Below are 16,817 nucleotides of genomic sequence, written 5' to 3'. Positions count from 1 at the left end.
ATCACTCACGTTATTTAATGTTCCCAACATCATTAACACGGTTGCTACTTAAGACGTGACATATTAAGAATATAAAGGGGTGTCCTTTCCAACTACTTGGGGACTTTTCTTCCCAAGCTGCTCCTCCGATCCGGATACCAATCATTTTTACCTCTATAAATCATTGCCCCCCTGTCAGAAATAACAGATCCGCATGGTTGTTTACCTTAGGTACAATAATAAGCAATGTACAAAAACCAATCATCGTCATAGACGAAACAAACTTTTTGGCAATTAAGAAGATAAACAATGAAAAAATATGTCCTCCTCGCTTTATTAGGATTTACCACCTTAAGTGCTTATGCCTGGGAACCCTTTTGTACGCAAAGCACAACCAAAGCCAATAAAATAGTTGCCTATTTAGGAGCAGACTCGCAATGGAATATTGAACAGGAAGATATGACAAAACTCCGGGCCCAATTGCATGCAGTTGATATAGTTAATTATGCTTTTGTACGACTTGTCACAAATTCGCAGGGTAATACCCTACCCAAACTAACAATGAGTGATATAAAAAATATCCAAACACTAAAACAACTTCGACCGGATTTACCCGTGATCATCGCTATTGGTGGTTGGGGTGATCGCGAGGGATTCAGTAAGTTTATTAACGAGCCAAAACAGCGAGCAGCCTTTATTGAGGCAACAAAATCTTTACTGCAAGAAAACCAACTGGATGGTATTGATATTGATTGGGAAAATGAATTGCTGGCCTCTGCTGAGGAGATAAGAAATATCGCCGCATTGATCCGCGAATTAAAAGCAGAAATCGGCCCCTCAGGATATTGTGTGAGTAATGCCGTTCCCGGAACAAGTTGGTATTGGGAAAAATATCCAGATGCTCAACTATGGTTCGAAGCAGTAGATTGGACGACTGTCATGGCCTATGACCATTATGGTACGTTTGGCATGAGAACCGAACATGGTGCGGCCCTTTATGAGAATGATCGTCCTGAAGACTCCCATTATCCCTATCCCAAAACCTCTGGTGATATGGCGATATCCCATTACTATCAACAAGGTTTAGCCGCTGAAAAAATTCTTCTTGGCGTACCTTTTTATTGCCACTCGTATTATGTAGATGGAAAATCAATCGATACTAAGGCAAAAAATCCCGGTTTACATAGGCCAGTGATTGACCCTAATATTAATTCTCAAGTGAGTTATAATGAGGCGTGGAACCATTATGGAGAGGCATTATTTGCCTACCGTCAGCAATCCACTTCTACTCTGGAGACACAAAATTATTATGGCCTTATCCCCCTAGAAAATAGCACTATGTATCGCTTCATGAGTTGTGACAGCCCACAATCTATTGCCAATAAAATGGCTTATATTAAAGGTAACAATCCGCTGGGTAACAATGCTAACAAACCCATACCACTCGGCGGCGTATCATTCTGGAGTTTACAACAAGATTTAGCATTTGAAGATCCTCAGTCTTTATTACGTGCCATTGATGAAGGATTAAAATAAAAATACTCACGACACACTCAATTACACCAATGCATACGTGCTCGTGAGCAGACCTTGCGCCCCTGCCAAACATTCAGTATAGTGAAATATCAAGTTGATATGTAGTTCCACATTTAGACTATGGATAGCTTAAAAGGAATTTTACATGACCAGACTAGAAGAATTAATCTACTCCTTAACCACCGTGATCCTTCGTTATCACGACGGCCAACCTAAAGTAAAAAAATTAGTTACAGAAACGGATGAAGAACTATTGCAAGCAAAATACCTCATTTGTGCTAAAGAAATAATTCAAAATCAAGAAATTCCTTTTAAAATCTATTTAAGTAATCTGATTAAACAATGTACCGATAGTGGAAGAAGTCCTTTCTTATCTTATCTTTTGCATGAAGTGGCCTCGCTCAAAGTATTGTTGGACCAAAAAAAATCACTTGAACCGATGCAATTAGAAGAATACACCAATCAAATTGCTCAATTATTCATAGATCTTAAACGACTATTGGATACCCCAAAATCAAAAACTTATAAAGTCACCTACAGCAAAACTGCAGAGAGTCCGGCGGTTCCCAATCCTCTTTATGGTTTAAAAATCAAAGGATATTTCGAAGACGGATTATGCAATTCAGGAGATATTTTAAAAGATAACGTTTTAAAACCATTCAAAATCACTATACTCTCTTCAAATGAAGATCTTAAAAACATAGCAAAACAAATTTGCAACGAACATCAGCATACTTTTTTAGTACCTGAATTATTCACGCAAATTGCTCTTCATAAAAAAACAAATTTAGAATATGAAGAGAAACTGAATTCAATAGCAACACAACAGCAAGAAAAGCAAAAAAAATCAGAAAGCGTTTCTTCCAAACAAATGCTGGCTATTTATTTGCTCTGCTTTCACTATCAAAGGACACTAGCACGAGCAGAAAAGCAAAAGACCATGCTCGACACGCAACAAAAAATAATTGCTGAACTGCAACAAAAAGTCAGTGAGTTAACACAACAGATTGAGAAAAAACCCTCATCTTTCAAATTTTATAGCCCTTCTTTTTAAGCATTCTGCCTCCCGCTCTCCATAGAAGCGTCTTGAAAAATCCATGCTGATAAAATGGATTTTTCGCAACACCGCAAAATTTTTTTGGTAAAAAACCTTATTAAATGATAAACAAAACAGCAAAATATGCGAACAAAATGACCAATCAAGCCTATTTTTAATAATTCCTTAATAAAAAAATATTATTATTTTGTACATGATATTTAAACCACAGTGAGGTTAATCTGTGTTCAGCAAGCAATATAAAACAAGGACTGATGCCGTCAATGAAAAAATCAGCCGCATTATGAAAGCGACTGAGGTTCAAGACATACGATCTTTGGCAAGTTTCGATGAAATTTTGACTAAAAATCCACACCGTGAACATATTCAAGGTTATTTTGCAGAAATTCCATTATCTGAATATCAGGCATTTGTACCTAATGGACCTCACTTCCCAGATCGCTATGGTCAACCTTATGAAGGTGGCCAGTTTGATGCGCCCTTATTCACCTTAAAAGAATGGCGTGACCATTGGCAAGAAGGGCACCCCGATATGGAGCAACCCGATTTATTAGTCAATGCAAACTGGTTTAATGTATGGACCACCGGTGTGCCAAACGAGGGAGAAAAAATCAACCCTAGAAAGCAAGCACGTACCTATCTTATTGGGTTATCCCTGAGTAACGGTGAGTTGGTATCTACCCATAAGGTGCTTGATCAAGAAAATGTTGGCCTAGATACGATTACCTTTGATGCATCAACTAAAAAAGCGGAGATCATTGCACATGCTCAAATTGATCTTGAATTAGAAAAAAATCCCGACTTTTATAATCAGAAAAATGCCGTATCAGGATTTATTATTCTTCAGGATAAAACCCAGCAAAAAACCCCTGATTTAAATAATAATCATTCAAATCGATTGCCACGCACCGGCGTAGGATACAAAAATAATGGCAACACCCTGGTTGTAATGGTCATCCATAATCCTAATCGCAATTTTGGAGTCACCGCCGAGGAGTTTGGGGATTTATTTAAGGCGCTCGGTTGTACTGATGCAATCAATCTCGATAATAGCGGCTCAGCAGAACTTTATTACACAGGCTTGGGTGAATTCGGTAAAAAATCAGTCACCGTCCAAACAAAAACGTGTGATGCTGGAGCGCTAACGGAACGTCCTAAGCCAAATTGTTTGGGCTTTAAAAATGTAAGTCAATGCACCTTCTTTGCCAAGGATGATTCAGACATACCAACACGCAAAGAAAGTCTCGATATGCAGAAAAAATCAGCAACTGATGATGATATAAGCTACACGTATTACATTAAACGCTAGTTTACGGTCGATTAAAATTGTCGTAGGCAATTTGCTCTCTCTCCTCTATAGAAATTGCATCGGAAGAAGAAGTATCCGATGCAATTTTTAACGTCAACTCCCGAGGAAATTTGCCCGGACCAAAGAAACTATTATTATCGCGATAGGCTTGAGCAAGCATATGAGAAGCATATTGAATTTTATAATATTCAGTGAAGTACGAACAAACTACCGCAATATGAAATCGTGAAGCAGTATCATGTATACGTCGGTCATTGAGATAGAGAGTGCGCTCATTGGGATTAGAAACGATAAGATTTGCTTTAGCGAAATTCAGCATATGAATCACGCGATCCTTTGCCTCAACCGTCGGAAAGGTAACCCCTAACAGCTGATTTTTTGATAGAAAAGCGGGGAAAGAAACCTTATTTCCATCGACAACCAGGGCGCCAGTTTCTTGGGTTTCTTGTACCTCTTTGATTCCGTATCGACGCAAAAATACATCCCTTATTTCTTGATTTGGAAACTCAATAACCAATGATTTTTTATCACCATGAGCATATTCCGATAATTTGATGACTGGACCAAGAATACGCCGAATAAAATGATTCAATCGTTGGTTTAGATCCGGTTGATTGGCACAATAGCGATCTATAATTTTAGTGAACCAAGTAGTGCATCGGTTATTTTCAGTAAGTAGCGGTTCCAGTTGATGATGCACTTGCAGTACTTGCTTAGAGCTCCACGAATGGGAGGGGATCTTGTCTAATAAATGGATTTGCTCATGCATGATCTGGGTAATCGATTGCACACGAGGGTAATTTGGATGATTTCGAAGTTTATTTGATAAGGCTATAAGATCATTCATATCGATAACCATCAATTCTAGTATGACGTTTTTTATTGACATTCTGTTTCCTTACAACGCTCCATGATTCACAGACTCTACCAAAATGAGCTTCATTATGTCTAATAATTCCATTGTGTCATTTTATTTATCACCATTTTCTATGGCTCTCTATACATTCGCGAGCTTGAACCAGCATGGCTGAAATGTTCTAGGCCCTTAAAATAAATTCTTTACCCTTGTGGGTATTTTATGTACCCTGGCTTTTCCCAAATTTAATGAATAAGGATCTTTCATGGCCAATTTTTTTACTTTTAGCGTTTATGAAAAAGAAATGCGATCGTTCATAGATAAAGTTGTCCAGACCACTTCCTTACAAAAGGATAAAATAACCACATGGCTTTATAGCGATGGAGTAATGCAATTTCGTGGGGGGCAAGCTGCAGATTATTATCCTTATGTTAATGAAAATCTGAAAAAATTTAACCATAGGCCATTAATCTCCAAACAACATTCAATGGGACAAATATTAACTGGCTTTATGATGCTTAAAAACGCATTCATCAACCAGTTTGCAAAGGAGGATCCCGAGCTCAAAATCAAGTTAGAACAATTATTTATTCTCAACCTTTATAGTGCCATTGAAAATCACTTACCCTTTATTGCCATTCAAAGCGAAATATCTTCTGAATTGAATGCTTATCAAGACGAAAACGGTTCTCTTGAACCCAAAGAAGCACTTCAGCTCACAATCAAAATGTTTGAAGAAAAGCGTTTAAAAAATCCTCAATTGGAGGAAGATTTTAAAAATCAATTAATTTTGATGAATGAGTTTTTAGATGATTTAAGTAAAAAATCACTCCCTTCAGACCAAAAATTCTTTAAACCAACTACCAATAACAATGGCACGACAACAACGACTGAGCAATTGACACCCAAATAAGTAAATGCTTTTGCAGAATATAGGATACCCTAAACCCTCTCCAAGGTGTGGGGAGAGGGGATTAGGCATCCCTCGACCCTTGTCGGGAAAAGGACTTATTTTAACAATTATTTGGTGGAATCACTAAATTCAACGCGATTTCGTCCTAAGGTTTTAGCACGATACAAAGCGTCGTCAGCAAGCCTTATTAAGTAAGTGGGATCATCGTTCTGTGGAATACATCCAGCAACACCTAAGCTAATCGTTACAAAACGAGAAACATCTGAATCTGGATGAGGCAGTTTCAATGCATAAACAGCTTCACGCAATGTATCCGCAAATTGGATAGCACCTGCAACAGGAGTATCTGGCAAAATACATGTAAATTCTTCACCACCATAGCGCGCAAGTAAATCGGTACCACGATTCATTGTCTCAGCTAACGCACGCGCAACGCACTTCAGGGCATCATCACCAGCTAAATGCCCCAGACTGTCGTTATAACGTTTAAAGAAATCGATGTCGATCATAATCAAGGAGATTGATTTGGCATAGCGCAAAGCACGCTTCCATTCATGTTTCAGGAAGTCGTCGAATCGACGACGATTGGCTACGCCAGTTAATCCATCCAGATAAGACATTTCTTGCAGCAAAACTTGCAGCTTCTTTTTTTCTGTAATGTCTTCTCCTACTCCCACATAATGTTGGATTTCTCCATAGTTATCAAAAACGGGGGCAAAACTCCAAGATTGCCAAAACGTACTACCATCCTTTCGGTGAAAGAGAAGTTCACCATTCCAGGATGCACCAGATCGAATAGTTTTTCGTAAATTAGTAAGCGCCTTTCTTGGTGTTAGATTATTTTGGATAAAATCAGTTGTATGACCATAAAATTCTTCTTTCTTATAGCCTGACAATTTAATGAGTTGAGGATTAACGTAAATAATAGTTCTTTCTGTATCAACAATCAGCACTGATACTGGGCTCTGTTCAATAGCCGACTGCATTTCACGTAAACGATTTCGTTCCTGTATCGCTTGGGTTATATCATGAAATGCGATCACAATCCCTTTAGTGCTTTCTTTGAGTTTAATTGGCGTTGTAATTATAGAAACAGGAAAGCATGTACCGTCTTTCCGCCAAAAGTAATCATCATCACTCGCATAGGGTTTCTCGGTTTTTATGACTTCCAAATTTTTACAATCCTCAATCGGATAAGGAGCATGAGTATGATACGAATGATGAAAGAGTAAATGGGCATTTTTACCAAGCACTTCCGCTTCCTGATAGCCTAAAATACTGCAGGCAGCAGCATTGATAAACTCTATCGCCGCATCTTTATTGATAACGACTAACCCCTCGCCAAGTGCCGATGTAATGTCACGTAAATACTGCTCACTGAGTTCCACCTGTTTTTTCGCTTGTTGTAAAGCACGTGTTATTTTTGCATTGAGTTGCAGGGCTTCTTCCAGCTCTTGGGTACGTTTTTTTACCTTATCTTCAAGAAAAATTGTATTTTGAAATACTCCAAAATCTGTTCTTGGCGTATTCATATCTTGTTCTGCTCTATCAATCAATGCCTTGATAATTTTATTGAGGCGCTCGATTTCTGCGTGCAATTCCTGTGTATTTTTAGGCTTGCTTTTCTCAGACATCGCTATCTGTCCGTAATTCACCTATTGCTAAGCCGGTGAGGGTTTGATTGATATGAATTCCCTTAAATTGTTCCCCATAAGTGCTAAAACCAACGACATGATGATTTTGAAAAATTTTCTCTACGTCCTTTTTCAATCCTTCCCGTTGCATCTCCAGATTACGAAGGATGCAGTCACACGCTAGAACCAATTGCGGCGTACCTATAGATGATTTAATGTCTTGAAAGGTTTGCTCAATATTTTTTATAAGATCAATACCATGTGCGGCCATAAAAACTAAACCGTTATCAATTGCACAATAAAACTTTAAGCTTCCATCGGGATTAGCCTTTTGAATCGAACGTACATAATCAACTCCGTTGATGCGTATTACAAGTGGGGTCGCAGAAAACTGTTTGGGATCCAGTTTGTCAACTTGAGTATTGACGATACGCGCATATTCCTCCACTGCCGGATAGCCATTAATTTCATTAACAATGCGACGCTCAGGATCTGCTTGCGTCACAACCAGCTTTTCATTCCCACAAACGAAATGTTGTGATTTGAATAGCTTAAAAGGATAGATTGTATTGACTAAGACAAGCGCGACAGAATCAGTATGAAAAGCCCCATCGGCAAATATCCAGGTTTGCTTAAAATGCAAATCATCGCCTGCAGAACCACCAAAAAGTGCGATTTCTCCTAATGCATCTTGCAAAATATGAGTGATTTGCTCTTCGCGAAGGGATAATCCATCCACTAATAAAAAAGCAAAACTGTTTTCAGAATTAGTAGATGGTGCCTGTGCTTCAAGATGTTGAAGGAGATTATTGGCAAATACCTGTCCTTTGTCGTAATTAATATTTTTTATATCATTAAGATGTCCAGCCACAGCAGTAAAACCATCTGATGAAAAACTGACTCCTGAAAGAGAATGCTCTATATAACCGCTGGGTCCGATTTCACCAGCCGTTGTACATCCAATTACCTTTATATTTGGAAACAACCCATTTATTTCCTTGGCTATGACATCTAGGTCATATTGACTCGAGCAAAAAAATAGAACCAGTTCCATATTTGGTTGGTGCACTGCAGCATAAAATTCCTTAACCGCTGCCTGGGGATCGTTTGCGGTTGACTGCCCTATACGAATAGATTGCTGAGTGCTCATCTAACATTCTCCATATTTTTTAGAGATGCACGTTGAAAAATAAGGTTTTAAAATGACTCTTAATTTATTGCAAACTTAAATATAAATATAGCATAGTTGGCGATCTGGGGCCAACGTAGGATGGACCTACGCCCATTTTAAAAATCAGAAGATGGGGCTTGTTGCTGAGACTCAACATGTTTCACCAGTTTCGTGTAGCGTGGTAAAACATAATTTAAAGAGTGCATTTGCGATGATTGAAAAAATGAGACGTGTTGTGGCCCGCCTTTAGCTAAAATTAATTCTACTTCTTTATCTATTTTCATTTCTGTCTCCAGCCAACCTGATGCATCGTGTACTAATATTGGTAAAGCAGTAGCTTTAGATGATAAAGCCTGATTTAATTGACGACTGTACACTCTTAACTGGAATTTCAGAGCATCTTCAGTACACGTTTCAGCACTATAACCCAAGGTGTATAACTTATTTGTTGCTTTGGGTATCACCTCAGGCGAAGCAATTTCTATAAAATCATTAAATGAAAATGTCTGAGGGACTCCTTTTAAACAATTATAAACCACGGTCCCTTCACCACTCTCGACAACTCTCTTTTCACCTGTTGAGGGGATTTGAGATAAACCCATTTCATGTAAAGCCCTAAGAATTTTTAGATCCAGCTGGCCTTTAGCCGGTTTTTTTATTAAATCAATGGTAAAAGCTCCATCCATGAACGCAACTTCGTCCTTAATGAAGGATAAATCGGTATCTGCGTCTACATGAGTGATACTGACATTGCCTTTTTTATCGGCAATAATGAGTGCCACACATCCTTCTAACCCTACTGTAGCCGGGAATCCTTTTTGGGTCGCCGTTTTTCTCACTGTTTCATTTTGACCTGCAATCAACATGGCCCTGGGTTCGCGTTCAGTGATTTTTTTTTCTTCCATTTCTACACTCTACAACAATTTTAATTGTTTTAAGTATACTCGAAGGCCAGTGATTATAGCCGATTTTCTTTCCTAAAAATTTAACTCAATTTAGAACACGAGCTGGACTTCCTTATAAACATCCATTTATTTTAAGCATTGTAAACGAACCATTAATAAAATCTTAAGTTTCACTCGTTACACTATATGTTTTATTGTTAATCTAAAAGGATAAAATATGCCTTTTGTTATAAAAGTATCAGAAGACAATGCGGTTCAATATTCCCCAGACCAATCAACCTTTTATCGATTGCACCCAGAATTTGATAAGTCATTTCAGACAGATACAACTACTTATGAACCTATTATCATCGATCCTAAAGAAGAGGTTATTCTAGAATCAGTCGGTATACACCATTGTCATACGGTGATTGTAAAAGATCGTACGCATAATAATTTTTTTATGCTGCATGTATCACCACAAGCGCTGAGAAGACCCTATGATCCAGTAAATAAATTGGCGGGAACAGTGGTAAGTACTGGCATGTATGGTATGTTTTCCATGAATTTTGATGCATCCCTGACCAATAGTAAAAAACCAGCCTACATCGATTTAGATCCACACTATTACGGCAGCAAAGCGATCGGAACTCATCCTGACTCCGAATTAGAAGTGATTGTGGTTGTAAATGCTGAGTATTGGAATGTAAAAAAAGTCCAACAAGAAATTTTAGAGACATTACAAGAGCGAATTCCAGGAAAAGTCGTTAAGTCTAATGTAATTATTAATAACGCCTTAGAGCATGCTTACTATTACAGCACTGCATTTGAACCGAAATCTGAATCTTTAACAGTCATCTCAAGAAATGGTTTATATACCGAACCTTATAAGAACGCTTTTGACAATAATGTACACCAATATACTGATGATATCCTTCCAGAAGATAAACAAATGGAGCTGAGAAGCCAGTTAAAGAGTTTACAGGATGAAGCTCAAAAAATTTCACAGTCTATATTAGAATCAATTGACCCCTATGGAACAATAGAGCAATTTGTTTTAAAGCCATCAAATGAACTGAGCTCCTTGATGCAAGGCAAAAGAACTGAACTTGAAAAAATCATTAAGGGAATAGAAGCGGTAATGAGTAAAAGTAAAAATCCAGTACTCAATCTAGGGAGTCCAACTTTATACGAGACGTATAAGCAACTGGGTTTTCTGCATTTATTTGCTGGGAATTATGAGCAAAGTGTATCCTATTTTAGCAAAGTAGCCCTTTATGCAGCCAACATGAGAAAAGCCGAATTCGATGATGATAAGAGTCGCTACGCAACGCTTACTGGCGCCATTTATGAGCGCCTTGGAGATCTTGAACAAGCTTATATTTTTTATAAGGACGCGCTATTAGGCTGTTATTATAGGGAACGCCTTGATGCCGATCTGCGATTTGCCCGTGTTGCATCCCAACTTAAAGGAAAAGAAGTGGAGGCTCTGGAGGCGATAATTCATGCCAAAAACATTTTCATTGATTTAATTGATCGCCTTGAAAATCAGTCACCACCCAAGAAAGAAGAAATACTTAACGCCTTAAAAATAAGAGGCGCTGTCTGTGATATTCAACTTAGTTCATTAAAAGAACATTTAATCGAACACCACCATGAGAGCCCTGAATTACAACATGAGTTTGATAAACATTTTGCCCTATCAACCTACACTATCTAAGCTTTGAACGATGTTATGGGATCTTAAGCCCCATAACATCATGAGTTATTCGAACCGAAACGGTGAATTGAGTTAACATTTAAATGAACAAAATAGTGTGTGATCGTGATCCTCGAACTGAGCATTCAGCGAATCCCCATCGGGATAGCTGCATAAAAAGTTTATACCTGCCTCAATTTCTTTGAGCTGTTTATCCGCCATAAATCGTCCGTCCACATAGAGACTGTAGGTTGTAATTGCAAAAACTAAAGTGGATACAAGCATCATACCTAGACCAAGAAGGGCCGTTCCCAAGGGCGCAGTAAATACACTAAGCCCAAATAGAACAACTCCAAGGCCGCCAACCGTAGCAATTATGGAATTAGCGAGCATATTAATACCGCCAAAACACTTACTTGCTTTTTTATCTTCTTCTAACTCTGATTTTAATCGAGCAAAGGTATTGGTTAATGGTTTAACGTATGAAGCAGGATTAAATTGCTTATCCGATAGTGTCTTATCTAATGCTTCTGTAATGAGTGTCTCTAAAGATTGAGTGTCTAAATTTCCCACAACCGCTTTTAATTCATGGAGGCTTGCTGTGATTTTTGAGATATGCTTCTTGAGTTGCAATAACGCTTGATATTTATTTACGTCCCAATTTAAAGTTTCTTTGGCTATAAGTTTGTCTCGGATGGCTTTTTCAGCAGGCGTTTGAAAAAAATTTGGAAAGTAAATTGTGGAAATGATCATAATAGAACTTCTTCGGTTATTATTTTAGCGCATTATAAAAATGGAATACTTCTTTTTCAAGGGATCTCACCCCGTTTCTAGCCCCCCCCCTAAAAAGTCATTCATACATTGACTCCTGCAATAATATGACTCATTGAATTGAACCTCAACAGCGTCCTTAATGCATTGTTCCTATTGCTTATTAAGCAGTACAATCCGGGTTTAATTGATACAAAAAGAATCTAAAATCACCCAAAAAAATTATTTTTTTACTAAAAGTAATCTTTAAGTATAATGTGGGCAATATTTTATTCTTAGGATCAAAAATGGCTAAAAATACTCTTTTTAACTTTCTTTCTCAAAATGAGTCTATTGTCCAGTTACCTCAGGGACATAAATTGATATTAGGGTTCAATAAAAGCAGCCAACACTATTATTACCGTATCGAACTGCCTATTGAAAAATTTAGTATAAAAGACCAAGAAAACATGTATACATTGGATAACCATCACCTTAGTGTATATGAGAATGAAAATCGTCAAAATCCCAAATTAAGTCAATACCATTACACTGCTGAATTTATAAACCAATCGGGTGAGCGATATCGTCTTCATGTGTATTTCAACGCGTTCGATGAATTAATTCAAAATATTGCCTTTGAGAAAGCGACTGTTGATGGCTATAAGTTAATCGACAGTACCCATATGAGAAATCAATTAATCATTTTAGCACTTAGGCATACTGAACCGCTGATCAATCAATTAAGACAACGACATCAGGAAAAAATTAAAGATTTAGAAACTGATTACAAGGATTGTGATCAAAGGCTCTTAAAATATTTTGATTCAGAACAACAAAATACTACCGAAATTTTGGAAATCACAGAAGAAGCCTGTGGTGTTTTAAAAGAGCTGATCCCACTCATCCGGTCTTCCAGCTACGTAGAGGCTCTTCGCTTTCATGAAGCGACCGCGCGTTCTCTTAAGAAACCCCATACCACCTCGATTGAATTGATTACCAGCACCCCAAGTACTAATGAGGATAATCATGTTGAAGATGTTGCGAAAGAAGCGCCTTCTCCTCAAGATGAAGCATCTTTAAAAGATGAACCATCTTCACACGATAAAGCGGCGCAAAAAGAAGATAACTCCTCACATGAAGAAGTGACCCAAAGTACTAAAACCAAAGTTTTGATTATTGATCAATTAGCAGAGGAACTCCGGGAGCTAAATACTCAATTTGAAGAATTGAGTAAAGCATCCAGTGAGGTTCAGGCGAAAAAAATCGAACAATTATTGGCAAAAACTTATGAAATTAACCTGACCTATGAGCGTCATATCCGATTGAAGGATTTGCATCAGTTACAAAACATACGTCGAAAACTGCAAAAACTTGAAGCGGATTTATTACCTAGTTTATTGTTTGGCTACCAATTTGAACTGGCTGCGTTGTTAACCTCAAGCCACCACCTACTCCGCGCTGAAAAATTTCTCACTGTTGCGTTACAAACAAATAATTCAAGGTTACTTGATTTTATTTTGACCTATAGTGATATAGACATAAATAACCAACGCGTTACTGTGTTCAAAAAATCATTCGCATCCGCTGTACATGCCTGCTTGCAAGAGGATAGCCCCTCTCATCCTATGAATGAATGCCTCTCTGTTCTTATTAAACACGGAGCATCTCTGTTTGCGCCCGACAATAAAGGATTGCCTCTTGTTTATTCAATTCTCACCGGAGAGACACACCCTCTACGAAAAGCTTTATTTATGAATCGCGACAGAACGATTGAATCCATTGATTTTTTCAAAAAATTGAACGCATTACTTAGAGTTTATTTAACGAAAGAGACTCTGAGTTTGGAGGACAAAAAGGCTATAGAGTCTGAGCTGAAAAGCTTTGAGGATCAATTGGAAAACTTGCAAAATCTGCATATGGAAGATCCCAGTTCGCGTTTTTTAATGAAACGGGTGAACCACCTGGAGGAGAAATACATAGGGGCGATCTTAAGGCAATTGCGGCAAGATCCAGAGGTAATGAATTTAAACAAAAGAGTTCTAAAAGCTTCTGCAGAACTGAATTCTAAACTCAGTAAGCACCAACGAAGGCAGGCAAATATTTTCGCTTCTAATCAAATCCAGGGCTTAGAGAAAATTTTGGGCAAAGTCGATGTAATGAGTTTTGGTTTTGATTTCCTTAAAGCCAGGGCCCTTGAAGGGATTAACAATAATTTGCAATTAATCCAAAAAAAATCTGAACTCCTCGATATTCAGAAGGAAATACTAACTTACCGAAATAAAAAAGCGAATAGAAAGTATAGAGATCTTATGCAGCAACAAACTGAGTTACTGCAAGAAATAAAGGAATTAGAGAACGAGAGCCCTATGTTGCAAAATTTTGAGGCACTGGATAATTCCTTGGAAGCACTTGACTCACTGGAGCAAGCGCTTAAAAGCCTAGGTGAAGAACTTCAGCCCCTAAAGGGAATAAGTGCGTTATTGAATCAATTCTCCAGTATATTTTCGTTTCCAAACAGCACCACAGCGGATTCAGCCACTGAGACCGATGAAGATAAAGAAAATAATGAAATACTCGCGAAATTCGAAAAGGACCTTGAAGATCTCCAAGAGCTCTTGAATAAACCAAGCTCTTCCCTTTAGTCGTTCATAATCGTTATCTGGGTTTATTCTCAAACCCAGTTAACGACTTAGCCTTCATTCAGGCCATATACCTAAGGCAACGCAAAATGCCAATTCATTGCTTTGGACAAGCCTTCCAGCATAATTTCACCACGGATGCTATTGCCTTTGGCATTAACTTTGGGACTAAGTACCACAATGCCTGCTTTACCAGGAACAACTGCTATGGTATAGCCCGATACGCCGCTTTTAGCGGGCATGCCGGTTTTGACCATGTGGGTGCCTGTCTCATCATAGAGTCCACAGGTTGCCATAACCGCTAAAGTAATTTTAGTGGTTTCAGTAGAAATGATTTGTTCCCCAGAGTCTGGGTCCCTTCCTGCATTCGCTAATAGGGTAGGCAGGAAAAGCATTTGTTCTAAATTGGCTTCATAGGAACAAAGTGCAAAATACAAATCCAAGGTTTCATGAACATCCGCACCAAGATTGTTTCTACTCTTGAGTAAATAGGCAAGGGCACGGTTACGATTGCCTGTGCGTTTTTCTGAAGCAAACACGAGGGGATTAATACTGAGACGTTGATTAAACAGTTTTTGTGTCCAATGTTCTAGCCAACCAAATTGCTGTTCGCCTTTTCCCGGAATATGGGAGCATAAGGTAATCGCTCCGGCGTTCAACATGGGATTTGATGGCTTGGGACCAAATTGTTCCAAACGGGTAATTGACGCAAAATCATCTCCAGAAGGTTCTACTTTAACCCATTCAAACACTTGCTCCCCATATTCTTCAAGTAGTCCAATCAAAGGAATCATCTTGGCTGTACTTTGCAATGTTACCGGACTCAACGGGCTGTTACTGTAAGAAAGCAGCTGTCCACCCAAGGGTTGTACGGCAATTGCAGTCAAGTCTTGATTCACATTAGCAAGCTCTGGAATATAATCCGCCGTTTTACCTTCTTGATTCACCTCTGCGGTATGAACTAAATCTTCTAACAAATTGATGGTAAGCAATGATGTCATAGTACCCTTGGACTGAAAAAGCAGCCATTATGATAAATTTAGCACATTAAAACAAATTAATTTGCAAACCGGATTAATTAAAAACTTAATGAATGGAGGATAGTTAAGGAATAAATAGGTCGGGTCACGGCTCAAATCCTTATCCAAGGGTAGCTCTTTCCATTGCTTTCCACGCTAGGTTGCGCTCCAGCAACTGCCGCAATCCATAAAGAACACACAAAAGTAATGGACCTATTTGACAGGTATGAGACCAGTCTACTATATGTTTTATACGGAGGTAAAAAAAAGGGTTCACAATGCCAGGATGCTCACGCTGTGAGTCTATTGATTCATACGTATTGCAGGGGAAAGTATTTCTCCATATTATAACCCCCACAGGCCATACATTTTCCAAATTAAAATCCGGGTTGGAGGCGGAATTTAATTTGGGAGCAGTAGATCGCGGCTACCTCTACCTCGATCTGCCCCCTGAGCAATTTGATCACTTTGCAACCTTAGTCAAGGCATTATTAAGCCAACAGGAACTCAACGACTCCAGTGTTATCATGCTGTATGATAGTCAAACCAGCATCAGCCCTGCAGAGGCGCTCAAGGCGACACGAACGCTGGCTTCCTTTGTCAATATGGCCTCTGCACAATGGCTGGTTCACATGCTAGACCAAAACCTGCTCAAAATCTGGTTTCAACCAATAGTTTCAAGTGTAACGCATGAGATTTATGCTCACGAATGTCTGCTCCGCGGGGAACAAGAAGGGAAAACCATCGGTGCCCTGGATATTCTTTCTAGTGCCAAAGAAGCGAATATGCTGTTTATACTCGATCGCCATGCCCGTATCAACGCCATTAACACCGCAAGCAACCACAAAAAAAAGCTCGAACGGCTGTTCATCAACTTCAATCCTACATCCATTTACGATCCCCAATTCTGTCTGCGTACCACTGATGAAGCAGTAAAGCAGGCACAATATAAGCCCGAGCAAATCGTATTTGAAATCACTGAATCAGGCCTTGTGGATGATAGAGAGCACTTGGTGCGTATTACACAATTTTACCGGGAGAGGGGTTACCGTATCGCCCTCGATGATTTAGGCTCAGGATATAGCTCGCTGAATATGCTCCATGACCTTCACCCCGATCTGGTCAAGCTGGATATGGAACTGATCCGCGACATTCATAACTCACCAGTCAAACGGGTCATGGTTGAAAAAATCATTGAAATAGCTCAGCAAATAGGCATAAAAACTGTTGCCGAGGGTGTCGAAACCAAGGAAGAACTGGATTGCCTGAAACATTATCCGATTGATTATTATCAGGGCTACTACTTTGGCAAACCTGCACCAATATAGGCGGCTGTGTTGGAGAATTGGCCCAACTTTGCCTCATTTT

The 16,817-nt window shown here is 38.8% G+C and carries 13 protein-coding genes; 7 read left to right on the top strand and 6 right to left on the bottom strand.

Going from position 1 to position 16,817, the window contains the following annotated elements; genetic code table 11:
- Positions 1-288 precede the first annotated feature (288 nt).
- The 3 genes from OQJ26_RS00655 (at position 289) to OQJ26_RS00645 (ending at position 3,881) form a co-directional block, all read left to right on the top strand.
- Positions 289-1,515 (top strand): glycoside hydrolase family 18 protein, encoded by a 1,227-nt coding sequence (locus OQJ26_RS00655; RefSeq protein ID WP_265701980.1) that lies wholly within the window; start codon positions 289-291, stop codon positions 1,513-1,515.
- A 145-nt stretch (positions 1,516-1,660) separates the two neighbouring features.
- On the top strand, positions 1,661-2,569 hold the full coding sequence (locus tag OQJ26_RS00650; RefSeq protein ID WP_265701979.1) for a hypothetical protein: 909 nt from the start codon (positions 1,661-1,663) through the stop codon (positions 2,567-2,569).
- A 226-nt stretch (positions 2,570-2,795) separates the two neighbouring features.
- Positions 2,796-3,881, top strand: coding sequence for a phosphodiester glycosidase family protein (locus OQJ26_RS00645; protein WP_265701978.1), 1,086 nt, complete (start codon positions 2,796-2,798; stop codon positions 3,879-3,881).
- A 1-nt stretch (position 3,882) separates the two neighbouring features.
- Here the strand turns inward: OQJ26_RS00645 and OQJ26_RS00640 are convergent, their stop codons facing one another.
- Positions 3,883-4,770, bottom strand: a complete 888-nt coding sequence (locus OQJ26_RS00640) for a hypothetical protein (protein ID WP_265701977.1) — start codon at positions 4,768-4,770, stop codon at positions 3,883-3,885.
- A 232-nt stretch (positions 4,771-5,002) separates the two neighbouring features.
- Between OQJ26_RS00640 and OQJ26_RS00635 the strand changes: the two genes are divergently transcribed.
- Positions 5,003-5,650: a hypothetical protein gene (locus tag OQJ26_RS00635; RefSeq protein WP_265701976.1), complete on the top strand. Its 648-nt coding sequence runs from the start codon at positions 5,003-5,005 to the stop codon at positions 5,648-5,650.
- 107 nt (positions 5,651-5,757) lie between these two features.
- Here OQJ26_RS00635 and OQJ26_RS00630 read toward each other — a convergent pair whose 3' ends face one another.
- The 3 genes from OQJ26_RS00630 to OQJ26_RS00620 form a co-directional block, all read right to left on the bottom strand.
- On the bottom strand, positions 5,758-7,284 hold the full coding sequence (locus OQJ26_RS00630) for a sensor domain-containing diguanylate cyclase (protein ID WP_265701975.1): 1,527 nt from the start codon (positions 7,282-7,284) through the stop codon (positions 5,758-5,760).
- Positions 7,277-8,434: a nitric oxide-sensing protein NosP gene (nosP, locus tag OQJ26_RS00625; protein WP_265701974.1), complete on the bottom strand. Its 1,158-nt coding sequence runs from the start codon at positions 8,432-8,434 to the stop codon at positions 7,277-7,279. The genes OQJ26_RS00630 and nosP overlap by 8 nt, the downstream gene beginning before the upstream one ends.
- A 137-nt stretch (positions 8,435-8,571) precedes the next feature.
- On the bottom strand, positions 8,572-9,360 hold the full coding sequence (locus OQJ26_RS00620; RefSeq protein WP_265701973.1) for a hypothetical protein: 789 nt from the start codon (positions 9,358-9,360) through the stop codon (positions 8,572-8,574).
- Between the two features lie 217 nt (positions 9,361-9,577).
- Here OQJ26_RS00620 and OQJ26_RS00615 point away from each other — a divergent pair, with 217 nt between their 5' ends.
- On the top strand, positions 9,578-11,059 hold the full coding sequence (locus OQJ26_RS00615; protein WP_265701972.1) for a tetratricopeptide repeat protein: 1,482 nt from the start codon (positions 9,578-9,580) through the stop codon (positions 11,057-11,059).
- A 72-nt stretch (positions 11,060-11,131) separates the two neighbouring features.
- Here the strand turns inward: OQJ26_RS00615 and OQJ26_RS00610 are convergent, their stop codons facing one another.
- Positions 11,132-11,791, bottom strand: coding sequence for a hypothetical protein (locus OQJ26_RS00610; RefSeq protein WP_265701971.1), 660 nt, complete (start codon positions 11,789-11,791; stop codon positions 11,132-11,134).
- Between the two features lie 305 nt (positions 11,792-12,096).
- On the opposite strand from OQJ26_RS00610, the gene OQJ26_RS00605 reads away from it, so the two are divergent.
- Entirely contained in the window at positions 12,097-14,433 is a 2,337-nt protein-coding gene (locus OQJ26_RS00605) for a hypothetical protein (RefSeq protein ID WP_265701970.1), read from the top strand.
- Between the two features lie 71 nt (positions 14,434-14,504).
- Here the strand turns inward: OQJ26_RS00605 and glsA are convergent, their stop codons facing one another.
- Positions 14,505-15,431, bottom strand: coding sequence for a glutaminase A (glsA, locus tag OQJ26_RS00600; RefSeq protein ID WP_265701969.1), 927 nt, complete (start codon positions 15,429-15,431; stop codon positions 14,505-14,507).
- A gap of 296 nt (positions 15,432-15,727) precedes the next feature.
- On the opposite strand from glsA, the gene OQJ26_RS00595 reads away from it, so the two are divergent.
- Entirely contained in the window at positions 15,728-16,777 is a 1,050-nt protein-coding gene (locus tag OQJ26_RS00595) for an EAL domain-containing protein (protein WP_265701968.1), read from the top strand.
- Positions 16,778-16,817 lie beyond the last annotated feature (40 nt).

Source organism: Legionella sheltonii (assembly GCF_026191355.1).
Taxonomy (GTDB): Bacteria; Pseudomonadota; Gammaproteobacteria; order Legionellales; family Legionellaceae; genus Legionella; species Legionella sheltonii.
Note: the sequence above shows the minus strand (reverse complement) of the source record. Positions and strands in the feature narration are given on the sequence as shown.